At 44.9% G+C, this 13,530-nt stretch carries 4 protein-coding genes; all 4 read right to left on the bottom strand.

All coding sequences use genetic code 11. From position 1 onward, the window contains the following. Positions 1–5: 5 nt before the first annotated feature. The 4 genes from ACTHQF_RS16775 to ACTHQF_RS16760 all read right to left on the bottom strand — a co-directional run bounded on the left by ACTHQF_RS16775 (position 6) and on the right by ACTHQF_RS16760 (position 13,176). Positions 6–713 carry a 4'-phosphopantetheinyl transferase family protein gene (locus tag ACTHQF_RS16775; protein WP_440432040.1) on the bottom strand — a complete coding sequence of 236 codons (708 nt, stop codon included), beginning with the start codon at positions 711–713 and terminating at the stop codon, positions 6–8. A gap of 7 nt (positions 714–720) precedes the next feature. After that, on the bottom strand, positions 721–5,958 hold the full coding sequence (locus tag ACTHQF_RS16770; protein WP_440432038.1) for an amino acid adenylation domain-containing protein: 5,238 nt from the start codon (positions 5,956–5,958) through the stop codon (positions 721–723). A 10-nt stretch (positions 5,959–5,968) separates the two neighbouring features. Further along, on the bottom strand, positions 5,969–12,544 hold the full coding sequence (locus ACTHQF_RS16765) for an amino acid adenylation domain-containing protein (protein WP_440432036.1): 6,576 nt from the start codon (positions 12,542–12,544) through the stop codon (positions 5,969–5,971). Between the two features lie 422 nt (positions 12,545–12,966). Continuing rightward, a complete protein-coding gene (locus tag ACTHQF_RS16760; protein ID WP_440432034.1) occupies positions 12,967–13,176 on the bottom strand; it encodes a hypothetical protein in 210 nt (69 codons plus the stop codon). Positions 13,177–13,530 lie beyond the last annotated feature (354 nt).

The raw sequence follows: 13,530 nt of genomic DNA, 5'->3' as shown, positions 1-13,530 counted from the left end.
AGGTGCTATGGGTATGTTGTCAAACTACAAACGTCCCAGTATCTATAGTGCACTGGGCCATCAAGCGCAGCTAGGCTCAGCAGATACTGTTCATCAAAGTAAAAACTATTCACGTTGTACAAATGATCATGCCTTCTAATGCTATTGTCTAAACAATTGATCGAGCGTAAGACGTTTGTTAAACCCTCCCCAGTAGCCTTCAAAACAGCCTCTTTTCTAGTCCATAAACTATAAAAGTTAATTCGCCGGTTTCCCTCATTCACAAATGCTTGTTCTTCATCATTGAAGCATTGTTCTAGCACCAGGTCAAAATCAAATCGAGGGTCAATATACTCTAGATCGACACCAATCGGCCTTGAATTTACCACGATCACTACATACCCTTGGCTATGGCTTACATTGAAATGGATGTTTTCCAGTGCTGGCTTTTTATTCCCAATTCTGGAGATCTGAAGCGCTTCGGGAGCTTCAGGTACAAAACAGGACAAAATTCGACGCACATAATACGCCCGGACTAAATAGTTAATCCTATCCTTGATATGAAGGAACCTCGATGCACGATTTAACTCATTCGCAGATAGTACCCTTGTATAATCTCTTTCAATACCCGGATAGCACGCTTCAGTGGCTATCCGGAATATGTGGATTAGATCAGCTGGCATTTTGCATCCAAAGTCCGAAAAGTGCAGCCAGTTCGGTGATTCCTGAAGCATTATTTTCTTATGCAATAACCTGTTTTCGAGAATTTTCACCTGAATGGTTGATCGAGTTAATAGCAGACTGCAACACCCTAACCAACTCCTCATCATGTGGCGGATATAAAAACGTCTTATGATCTCCGGGAACTTCCCAGATCTTAACGCCCTTTTTTGCATATAACTTCCAGCCTAAATACTGGTTATCATCCAAATAATATAGCCTTTTCTTAGCTCTGAATAGCGTAACTTCAATATCATCGGCTGCCAATTTGTATTTTGACAAAGCAGTACTATACCGCTCATAGATTTCCGCCTCATAATCAGAAAGCTCAAATTGCCTGTCCGTTGTTTCTGCCTTTAATGCGCCTTTAAGCTTTCTCTTCAGAATTGTCTTTTGGTAAGAAAGTGTCTCAGCCGGGTAATTCAAAAATGATTTTGTGAAGAAAGGCACCTTATTAAACTGACGGGTCACCTTTTTCAGTAACTGTTTGGTGTCAGTCAAATCCTCACCGGTGCTCGCGTAGGTGTCGATTACACCGACCATCGAAACTTCCTTACCCATTGCGCTCAGCTGTCGAGCCATTTCATACACTAAGATTCCACCCAAAGAATATCCTACAAGCATGAACGGACCATCCGCTTGTACCGTCAGCATTTCCTCCAGATATTTTTCTACAATTTTTTCAATCGAATCTGGAACATCCATCTCGTAATTCAACCCAAGCGCCTGGATACCATAGATTGGTTGGTCTTTATCGAAATAGGAGCTAAGTGATTTGAAGACCAGGATATTCATCCCACCTCCATGAACAAGGAATAATGGCTTTTTGCTGCCAGAAGTACGGATGGGTACTAGAGCACTCCAGGCCATCTTTGGTTTGTCTTCTTCCAATTGAAGCGCCATTTTGCCGAGAGTAGAGTTGTCAAATAGTGTCGCCAATGGCAAACGCTTCCCGGTACGCTTCTCTATGGCAACCATGACCTTCATGGCAAGAAGAGAATGCCCTCCAAGCTCGAAAAAGTCGTCAGTAACCTTCAGGTTCTCCAAGCCCAGAGCCTCTGCCCAGATAGCAGCCACCAGAAGCTCATTTTCCGTTGAAGGGAGCTCACCCGTTGATTCTGCTTCCATACGTTTAGACTCCACTTTTGGAAGCATCTTCCGGTCTATCTTACCATTCGGTGTTAATGGGAATTTTTTCAGTCCGACAAATTGTTCTGGAACCATAAATGGCGGAAGCAACTCACCGGCATACCTCTTCCATTCTAAGATCTGTGCTTTTGAGATTGTAATCCGCTCCTTCGAAAAGGGCGTTCTGATATGACTGGCCATATCGATTGTGCGTCCACTTCCATATGGAGCATCTGGCAACACCGCTCCAAAGGCAGATGGAATAAATACAACGTCGAATAGACCATCTGTCCCATCTGAACTCCAACGAACGTGTGCCTTAATGCCGAGCCTTTCTGCTGTAGCCCAAAACAGATCCGGATGCATACCTTCAGTCACGGCATTTACCGCTGTTTTGATGTCAGCAAGCAACGTTTCCTCATTAGCAGTATGCATCAATTTCAACAAATGACAATCCTTAGCTGTTCGACTGTTGTAAATACCTTTTAACTCCACAACTGAAGATGGATTATCGCGAAGAACTTGCTCTACATCTGAAAGTTTAGTATCGGAATGCCAGGTTCGACTGATCGCTGGCGTAACATATGGCTTTTCAGCGCCTACATATATCCAGACGTCGTAATGGTATTTCGTGATTTCGTTGATGGACTTCCCTTTCCTTAATTGGATATCGACTGCTTTGATTTCTGGAAAAGTAGTCCTAAGTCCATAGAAAAACGCTGGGTCAGCAACCAGTTCATCCTCAATCCTTACGCGGTTCTCTATAATTTCTTTGAAAAAAGCTAAGGTGTTCTTTTCTGGCGCTTTCGGAAGATGATCCATCGCATGGCACATCTCTAAAGAGTTTTGTCCCTGCATGTCACCAATGAATATACACCCGGTCCCATCAATAGCGCCTAATGCTTTTTTAACCACATCAATCAGGTAGTCGGCCCCAGGAAAGTACTGCGCCACACTGTGTAATAGAACAAGGTCAAATTTCCGGTTTCCCACGGCACTGAAATCGTCAGCACTGGCTACTTTTGCTTCAACATGACCCCATTTCTCCGGGTTTGAGCAAAGCGTCTCATTAAGTTTGTCAATTGCAGTCTGCGCATAATCGGTAGCCAGATAATAGTCTACATCGTCCGTAAGTTCATATAAAATCTGTCCGGCGCCGCTTCCAATCTCATATACGCTGCGTGGATGCAGGGCTTTGATTCGCTCGACTGAGCTCCGGAGCCATTCTTCAGACTGCGCGGCAAGTTCTTTGCCGTTTTCATAATATTCCAGTAGCGTCCCGTCCAGGTTCTGGTCGGGCAGGGCCTCATTCTTGTTCGTCTCTGCACCAATATTGTACAATGTTTCCCAACGATCCTTCCAGGATAAAGCTTGTTCTTGCTCCATCTCCTGCTCAAGTGTCACGTATGCTACAAGGCTTTTTTCCTTTTTATCGTTTTCACTTACCGCAACAACGGTTTGTTTTATGCCAGGTGCAGTGGAGAGTATTGATTCAATCTCACCGAGTTCAATCCGGTGGCCTCGAATTTTTACCTGCTGGTCCATTCTCCCCAGGCATTGTAGTTCTCCATTGGGAAGTATGGTACCTAGATCACCTGTTCTGTACATCCGTTTACCCGATACTGATCTTCCAGGTTCAATAATGAACTTCTCCTGGGTAAGTTCTGGCCGGTGCAAATAGCCCTGACTTACGCCATCGCCGGCAATGCAAACCTCGCCAACAATCCCCTTCGGTACCTCACGGCCGTGTTCATCAAGAATGAATATCCGTGTGTTTCGAATTGGATGACCAACTGTAATGGTCCGATCATCTTGTCTTATCTGTTTCAAGGTGGACCATATCGTCGTCTCGGTAGGGCCGTACATGTTCCATAATTCCGAACTGCGTGGAAGTAAGTGTTTAGCCATTTGGTCGGTTAAAGCTTCACCGCCTGCCAAAATCTTTAAGGATGATGATCCGCTCCAGCCTGAGTCGATCAACATCTGCCAGGTTGATGGGGTAGCCTGCATCATCGTGATGCCGCTTTCAGTGATCATATCTGCGAGAATTCGACCATCTTTCGCGGAGGCTGCGTCAGCAATTATGACTTCTGCACCCGCGATAAGCGGTAAAAAAAGCTCTAAGCCAGCGATATCAAAAGATATGGTTGTAATCGCTAAAAGTTTATCGTCCTTATTGATGCCAGGTTGATCGAGCATGCTCAATAAGAAATTAGACAAGTTGCCATGACTGATCTTTACACCTTTTGGCTTCCCGGTGGATCCGGATGTGTAAAGAACATACGCAAGATCAGACCCTGATACCGGTGTAAAATCAGGCAAGGGAACGGAGAGATCGGTTTGGTCTTCAATCTCTGCTATTATTTCAGTTGTACGATCTTGGTAGTACCCTTGATATTTTCTTGAGATTAACAGAAAGTTTGCACCTGAATCTTCAAGCATGAATTCAATTCTGTCCTTAGGGTAGGATGGGTCTAAGGGGATGTAAACGGCACTTGCTTTAAGTATTGCTAAAAGCGAAACCAACATATCCGCAGATCTATCTATGAAGACAGCAACAAAATCACCTGGCATTACGCCCTGAACAATTAACTTGTTTGCAAGTTGATTAACTTTTGTGTTTAACGCATTGTAGCTTAAGTGCTGACCATTGAAGGAAACTGCAGTTTTAGCAGGGTAGCTTCTATAAACCTGTTCCAAAAGGTCATTTATCGAGCTGAATTTCAACCCACTCTGCTCAACCGATATCGCAAGCTCATGCTCCTCATGCTGGGCCAGGGATGAAATGATAACATCGCTATTTAGCACAATCTTCTCCAGGATCGCGGTAAAATCCCGGTGGAAAATCTCTATAGTTTCAGGCTTGAAAAGGCCTGTATTAAAAGACCATTCTAATACCAGCTTGTTTTTTGACCCTGTAGCGTTCAGAAAAATATCAAATGTTTCATACGCTCTGGGGTTACTGATCAGGCTATGTTTAAGGCCATCAAAAGAAACCGCCTGATCCATTCCCATATCAATATTAAAGATTACAGGAACTAAGGTTATGCGAGCGCCATCCCTGGGGATATAAAGCTTTTTAATCAGTTCTCCGAAGGTTAGTCGTTGATGTTCATAGGCATCAAGTATGGCACTCTTTCGAATTTTAAGGTGCTGTTTAAACGACCGCGTCGGATCAATAACCGTCTTTATAGGCAGCAGGTTCACACAGTGCCCCACAACATCATTCAGACCGGACGCGGCCTGCCCGGAAGCGGGTAGTCCAACAACAAGCTCATGCTGCCGCGTTTTTGAATGAAGGAAAACTTCAAACGCCGTGAGCAATGTTGTTACCAGGCTTGCACCTGATTTACCAGCCAATACTTTCAGCTGGTCTAAAAGCCCCTTACCAAGTTCAAAGTCTAACCGCATGCCTTTATATCCGCGAGGTGATACCCTCGGGTAATCTGTAGGCAGGTCAACAACTGGGATTTTTCCCTTATAAAGATCTAACCAGTAGCTTTCCGTGGTTTGATAGTCCGCGCTAGTTTTAAACAAACGCTCATTCTTCACGTAGTCACTCATCTGCCAGGCTTTACCCATCGCAACTGAAAGTCCCTTTGTATAGGCATTGTACATCTTGCTTATATCTTCCAGAATGATGCCCGAAGACCAGCCGTCGCATACCGCGTGGTGCTTGATAATCGTAAATACGTGAAGATTAGCGGCAAGTTTATGAAGGTATACCTTAAACAATGGCCCTTCTTGTAGATTGAGCGCAATGGCAAGTTCCTTGTTTATTGATTCATTCAGTGCTCTGCGCGCTGAGGCTCCCAAAGGAGAAAGGTCTTCCAGAACAAAGTCGACTGGAAAATCTTTGTAGGTAAAAATCCACTCCCCATCTGCACTGAAAGTTGACCTTAGTGCCTCATGGCGAAGAATGAGCCCCCTAACAGCACGCTTAAAATCATCGACCTGGAGATTTCCTTCGAAGTCAAGTGAAATGGACTCGTTGTAAGCGAGGTTAGCTTCCTCGCCGCCGAACATACAGGCAAGCCAGATCTCTTTTTGCGAATCGTTTGTAGGCGTAATTCTCTCAATTTCCTTTGTTTCGCCAAAGGGGTCAAAATCAACTGGAATATATTTGGTCATTCTAAAAAGGTTAATTGCTTACTTGCAGGTATTTACCAGGGTTGTTTTCATCTTTTACAAACCATGCCGGGTTTCCCATCTGATCTTTCCCCAACTTCGCGTTCGGTACCGGCATTGTACTCATGAAATCCTCCGTTACATCCACTGTTTGCTTTGGGTGCTCGTAATGCGGGATCAGGCCAACGGATTTCAATTCCACCAGGCTCTCTTCGAAACACCGGATGATCTGCTGAATATCAGCTGTCGAGTGGGCGGTAGTCAGAAAGCATGCGAAGCCTTCGAGGATATGAATACCTTTAAGGCGCATCAAAGTGAAAAATAGTTCTGCATAAGGGTACTCTTCAATGAACTTTATACGCCATAGGGAGCCGTATTGTGCAATGAACATCGGAACATTTAATCTTCGGCAAAGGGCGTTAATTGTGCGTGCAATATAATCTCCATTGGCATTCAACCTTTCCTGTAGCTGTGGACCGGCTTCCTTTAGATATAATAAAGAAGCTTTGGCGGTGGCAAGTGCCAGGGGATGGCGAACAAAAGTTCCCGCGAAATAAGTCACGCCCACTTCAGGTATCGATTGATCTCCAAATTGCCAGAATCCACCATCTAATGCATCCATGTACTTCTTTTTGCCTGCAATGATACCGATAGAAATACCGCCGCCGGCAACTTTTCCGTAGGTGCCAATATCAGCCTTAATGCCGAACATGGCTTGAACTCCACCGGGATGGAATCTAAATCCGGATATAACCTCATCGAAGATCAACACCGTTTCGGCGTCGGCTGTGATTTTTCGAAGTTTTTTCAGGAAATCTATTGGTTGGAAGTCTGCCCGACGACTTTGTATTGGCTCCACAAGTACGGCCGCAATATCCGAGGCACGTTCTTCTATGATCCGCAGTGACTCTTCCGTTCCGTAATCCAGAATCAGCATGTTTTGCACCGCATCCGGTAGAATGCCCGGCGCAGCAGGAAAGGTTCTTAACTTCTTGCTTCCACGTACAATAACTTCATCAGCAATACCATGGTAAGAGCCGGTAAAGGCTACAATAGTCGTACGACCTGTCACGGTTCTGGCAATACGCATTGCTCCGAGTACTGCCTCTGAACCGGTGTTACAAAGGGCAACGCGATCGAAGTCAGTAAACTCAGCAATTAGTTTTGATACCTCACCCGAAAGCTCATGTTGGGGTCCGATTTCATAACCTTGTTCAATCTGATTGATCAAGGCCTCCTTGATAAAATCCGGTTGATAACCCAACATGTTCGATCCAAATCCGTTTAATGCATCTATGTATTCATTTCCATCTATATCCCATAAACGGCTACCTTTCGACTTGTTTATTACAATAGAATAAACCAGCTCTTTCGTCGCAGGCTTAAATCCTGAAACGACCCTAGGGTCAGCCATGTGCGCCCGGTTTGATTGTGTATATGCTTTACTTTTGCTGGTTTTCGCATTATAACGTAAGATCAAATCCGAAAGATATTCCTGCTGTTTTGAATTCAGGCTGGCCGAATGCTTCTCAATTCGTGCAGCGGCGCCAAACGGTTTGCTGATCTCCGCACGTTCCTCCGCGCTAAGTTGAGCATTTGGATCTGCCGCTGCGACCAGGGGCTTCGCCGGAGCAGTTGGCTGTCGGTGTTCTGATACTGCCGCCATAACTGCCGGTGCTGCAACGGCCGGCATGCTGATCTGTCCACCTTGCAATAGCGAAAGTTGCTTGGCCAATAGTTGTAACTGTTGACTAATAAGATCAATTGCTACATTGCTTCCCTGGACTGAGGGTTGCGGCATTTGCGATGGATAAACATTGTTAATTGTAGGAGGCGCTACAGCTACCTGCTCAGCAGGCTGGGGTAATGCCGCCGGAGCCTCCTCAGGCAATTGCTGAATCAAATAATCTACCAACGAGTCCAGGGTGCCATATTCTTCATTGAGCTGCCGGAATGTTAAAGGAACAGCAAATTGCTTTTTTAAGATTAAGGCTACCTGGGTCAATAATAAAGAATCGAGCCCCATTTCGATGAAGCTCATGTCTGAGGAAACGTCTGCCAACTCAATGCCGGAAGCGTTCTCTAAAATTTCTTTGACTTGATTGGTAAGTAAATTTTTCCTCATATAAATTGATGTATGATTTTGAACTGGAGTATATTGAATTTCTTGCTGGGTTATAACCGCAGAAGGGTTGTTTATTTTAGGTTCTACCCAGAAGCGCTTTTTGTTATAGGCGTAGCCTGGCAGGTCCATTACCTTTACATGGCTTTCAGCTTCATAAAAGGAGGCCCAGTCTGGCGTTATACCATCAAGCCAGAGTTCAGCAAGACCATTTAAGAGCGGGTAATAAGAAGAACTATTCGCATCTCTGCCGAGTGAGGAGAGAACTGTAACCGGCATTTTCCCCGCCTGCTGTCTGGTCAGTGTAGCTGTGGTGTTACCAGGCCCAACTTCCAGAAATATCTCGTATGAGCTAGAAAGCAGCTGCTTTATTGCTCCGCCAAAGTTTACAGTGGATCGCAGGTGTCCTGCCCAATAGTCGGGGTTCATGGCTTCATCAGCCGTTAACCAGGTCCCGGTTACCGTAGATAGGATTGGGATAACAGGTTCATTCAGCGTGATATTTGCAACGATCTTCCTGAATGGTTCAACAACAGGATCCATCATATGGGAGTGGAAAGCGTGGCTTGTGGCCAGTGCTCGGTTGAGGATGCCTTCCGAATCAAGCTGTGTGCTTAAATGATCGATTGCCTCGTTAGTTCCTGCCAGTACGCAAAGATTATCGCTGTTTGCCGCTGCAAGATCAATTTCTGCGGAAAGAAAAGCCCTTGCTGCTTCTGCCGAGCAACGTACCGACAGCATCTTGCCAGCCGGTAAGTCACTCATCATTCTACCCCTGGTGGCAATCAATTTAACAGCACTCCTCAATGAAAAAATTCCAGAGAAGTAGGCAGCAACAAATTCTCCAATACTATGGCCTATAAATGCCGTTGGGTAAATTCCCCAGCTCATCCACAACTTCGTCAGTGCGTAGCCAATGCAAAACAACGCTGGCTGGCTGTACTTTGTATTCCGCAGCACTTGTTCTGCTTCCTCATCAGTGCTGGTAGGATAGATGATGTGGAGCAAATGCGCTCCGGTTTCTTCTAAAAACAGGTCAGCAACTTCATCCATCGCTTGTCTGAACACATGCTCCGATTCGTAAAGATCTTTCCCCATGTGAAGAAACTGCGCTCCCTGTCCAGGATACATAAATACCAGCTCAGCGGTCTGGCCCTTTTTTATCTTTCGGGTATGTTTTGACCAAGGGTGCTGCTGAAATTGGCCTCCAAAGTCTTGCTTTCCGGAAGCGATATAGAAACGTCTGAAATCAAACTCTTGACGGTTGGTGTTCAATGTATACGATACATCAGCTAGATTAACTTCTTCATTGCTATCTATATATCGTCTCAAGCGCTCACCATAAAGGTCGAGACTTTCCTGTGCCTTAGCAGACCAGCACAGCAGTTGAACGGGTCGGCTTTTCGTACTTTGTACGATGAGATTTTCTGCTTCCTCAACAATCAAATGGACGTTTGTACCGCCTACGCCAAATGAACTTACCCCGGCTATTCTCTTTTTATTGGACGTCCATGGTAACAAAGTATCATTCACATAGAAGGGGCTGTTGGTGAAATCGATGTGCCGGTTTGCACGTTCGTAATGTATTGTTGGTGGAATTTGCTTGTGGTATAAGGCAAGGCAGGTTTTGATGAAACCAACAACACCGGAAGCTGCAGTTAAGTGCCCAAGGTTGCTCTTCACAGAGCCAATTGCACAATACTGCTTCTTTTCCTGCTTTCCAAAAGCAAGGCTTAAGCCTTCAATTTCAATTGGATCGCCGATAGGTGTCGCTGTTCCGTGAGCTTCGATATAGGAGAGGTCAGCAGGATCAATCCCGGCATCCTGAATGGCCATACTTATGGCATGCGCCTGACCTTCTGCACTGGGCGCAGTAAAGCTGCTTTTTTCCGCGCCGTCATTACTCAGACCAACTCCTTTTACTATCCCGAAGATGATGTCTCCATCTTCCTCAGCCAATTTCCTGTCTTTAAGTACAACCACACCCGCGCCGTCGCTGAATACAGTTCCGGTCGCCTGGTCGTCGAATGTGCGACAATGGCCATCTTGACTGAGAATAGCCCCTTCTTGGTATAGGTGCCCGCTTTTCACCGGCACCAGGACAGATGAACCACCCGCAAGTGCAACGTCACAGTGTCCATTACGAATTGCTTCTACCGCCTGAGCAATTGCCAGGAGGGAAGTGGAACATGCGGATTGTACATTTACAGCAGGACCTTTTAGATTTAGGGCATATGCAGTTCGGGAAGCGATATAATCTTTGTCGCTCACCGTGCCTACCTGAAAAGAACCTACCTGCTCAATGAGGTTATCATTGGAAGCGACATTGTTGCTGTAGTAGGTGTTAAACCGGCAGCCAGCATATACGCCTATCGTACCTTTGAATTTGTCTGGCACATGTCCGCAACTTTCAAGTGCTTCCCAAGCAACTTCCAGGTACAAACGCTGCTGAGGGTCCATCAGCTCCGCTTGCTTGTAATTGATGCCAAAAAACGCAGGATCAAACTGGTCCAGGTCGTTAATTATCCCCCGAGCCTTTACATAGTCGGGATTAGACTTCAGCGAAGCTGATATGGAAGGGTGTAGTTCTTCATCTGAAAAAAAGCTGATACCTTCTTTTCCATTCTTTAGGTTGTCCCAGAATGTAGCAATATCATCAGCTCCGGGGAATCTGCCGGACATTCCAATCACTGCCACTTCCGCTGTTCGTGATTGCGGTTTACGCGTTTTCACTAGCTGCGGCTGTAAGCTCCTGCCATCTAAATATGCGGCAAGGGCCGCAACAGTTGGGTTGCCATACAGTTTGGTTACTGGGAGCTGCAGCCCATGTGTTTTCAGGCTGGTCACCAGTTTCTGCGCAAGCAGCGAGGTGCCACCGAGTTCAAAAAAGTTATCTTCAATACCTACCCGGTTCACGCCAAGTAGTGACTTCCATATGGTCACTAGCGTCTTTTCAGTATCATGCTTGGGCGCAACGAAAGTATTCGATAGTAGCTCAGAGGCGTCCGGATGCGGCAGCGCTTTTCGGTCTACCTTTAAATTTGGGGTGAGTGGTATTTGATCTAAGGTTACGAACAGCTGCGGAACCATATAGTCCGGCAATTTCGAGAGGAGAAAGCTTCGTACCTCATCCTTTTTGAAAACATCCTCTGGTACTACATAAGCAACCAGCCGGGATCCATGTATATAAGTTTTGTCTGCAACAATCACGCATTGGGAAATTCCAGGTGCTTCTATCAACACATTTTCAATTTCGCCAATTTCTATACGGTATCCGCTGATCTTAATCTGATCATCCATCCTTCCCAGAAATGTCACGTTTCCATCTGGTAAATACCGCGCAAGGTCCCCCGTTTTGTATAGCCGATCCGAGGGATCAAAAGGGCTTGGAATAAATTTCTCCGCTGTTAATGCTGGTTGGTTGAGATACCCGCGGGAAACCTGCGTACCGCTCACATGAATTTCGCCAGTTTCCCCAACCGCAACTTCTTGAAGTTGTTCGTTGAGCAGATAAACCTTAGTGTCTCCAATAGGTTTTCCAATGGGAAGCACTTTCGAAGAAATAACTTCATCGCGGCTACAAGCATACTCCAGGACCGAAATTGTTGATTCAGTCGGCCCATATTTGTTATAGAAGTCAAGTTTACCAGCCCACTTCATGAAAAGCTGCTTCTTGCAGAGATCGCCAGCTGAAATAATTCTTTTTAAATCGGGGTATTCGCCTGCAGGCAGGTTATCTAAAAATCCAGGTGTGGCATGTAAGTGGGTGATTTGCTTCTCCTTGACGTACTTCGAGAACAAAATCGCATCTTGTAAATGTTCTTCGTTCATGAGTACAAGACAGGCTCCGTTTAGCAGTGCCAAAAATATTTGTTCAATGGAAGCATCAAAGCAGTAGTTGGAAAACTGCAGTATTTTTTCGTTCTCCGTGATCTTGAAGTATTCTGATTGTGCTTCAATGTAAGCTACAAGTGAATGATGCTCAACCATAACGCCTTTTGGCGATCCTGTAGATCCAGAGGTATAAATTACATACAGCAGGTCGGAAGGCTTAGACTGATGTTTTTTAAATTTAGCATTGGTCGTTATAAGTTGATCTACGAGAACCACTTCGCCATCTATTTTATGGCAGCAATTACGCTTGCTAATCGTAAAGGGAGCATGAAGGTCATCGAGAATATATTTTATTCTTGCCGGCGGATAGTTGGGGTCTATCGGTGCATATGCCGCGCCAGACTTGATAATTCCGAGTATTGCGACAATCATATCAAATGATCTGTCTAGGCAGATGGGAATGATCATATCAGCATGCACACCTTTGTCGGACAAAAAGCTTGCAACCCGGTCCGACAGCTCGTCGAGCTGTTTATAACTCAACCTTTGATCGTTAAGTTCTAACGCAATGCTATCGGGAGTGCTGGTTACCCGGATCGAAAACAGGTCTGCAATCGTTGCGCAATCTTCCATAATTTAAGAGACGTTATATTAAAATTAGGCTGCGAGAATAAAGTTGTGCTGAATTAGTCAGGTTGCAAAGGAAACTGATGCTCATATTTAGCACGTTTTTCTACACAGTTTAGCTAAGGTAAAGCTTTTTTCTATAATCGAGTAACTAATAGAAAGAGCTTTGAACGTAGTGCTAACCTGCTTAAAACACGCTTTTATTGTTCGTAGTTCTACCTTTTGTGCTGAAATTCAGGTTTATCCTGCATAGATCGCCTGAATAAAAATCAGGACAGACGCTATAACCAAGAACCGGAACATGCGAGGTACAAGGCTTCACAGCTGCTTGCACATGATGTAATTTGAGGAATAGTTATCGCGTTAATAATGGGCTGAAAAGCTCAGGAAAATAAAAGCCCTGAACTTTGCAGTCAGGGCAGGTATCTTTATTTGTCCTCCGGTGGAGTGGTAGGTTTCTTTTCTGGCGGTGTAGAAACGATTTCGCCGAATTCGTTAACGTATGCTAACATGCTTTCTAGATCGCTTCCGCCTGGGTTTTGCTTACGCTCTTCTTTTCTTTGCAACTTGTCTTCTTTCTTTTTCTGTCTGTTTTTTTCGAGTTGCTTCTTCATGAAGGTTGCTTGAGACTTAGCCATATATACGTAGTTTAAGTAAAAAAATAACTGCTCTCTGCGGTTCCCGTAAAAGTCAATCTTAATAGATGAGCACTTGAGTATGCGACTGACCTGAATAAAATTTATAATCTCAGTTGGAAATGTTTTCCGGGAGAATGAAAGCCAATTAAAATTGGTTAACAAGATTGTGCCAGAGAGTAGCCTAATGTTTCACAAAGGTACGTAAAAAATATCGTTTTTGAAAGCTTGATGCCGATATCATGGTTAAGCAGCGCCTGTTTACGTCAAAACCTGTTACTGTAGATTCCTGAATTTAGTTTACATGGAGAGTTTTTCAAAAACAGAAATGATATGAAAAACGAAAAGCCCAACAAA

Source organism: Pedobacter sp. SAFR-022 (assembly GCF_051965375.1).
GTDB lineage: Bacteria > Bacteroidota > Bacteroidia > Sphingobacteriales > Sphingobacteriaceae > Pedobacter.
This window is presented reverse-complemented; position numbering and strand designations above follow the sequence as displayed.

Excerpts from the sequence above, each read along its gene's own strand:
- ACTHQF_RS16775 (WP_440432040.1), bottom strand. The coding sequence starts at position 713 with ATGCTTCAGGAATCACCGAACTGGCTGCACTTTTCGGACTTTGGATGC.
- ACTHQF_RS16770 (WP_440432038.1), bottom strand. The coding sequence starts at position 5,958 with ATGACCAAATATATTCCAGTTGATTTTGACCCCTTTGGCGAAACAAAG.
- ACTHQF_RS16765 (WP_440432036.1), bottom strand. The coding sequence starts at position 12,544 with ATGGAAGATTGCGCAACGATTGCAGACCTGTTTTCGATCCGGGTAACC.
- ACTHQF_RS16760 (WP_440432034.1), bottom strand. The coding sequence starts at position 13,176 with ATGGCTAAGTCTCAAGCAACCTTCATGAAGAAGCAACTCGAAAAAAAC.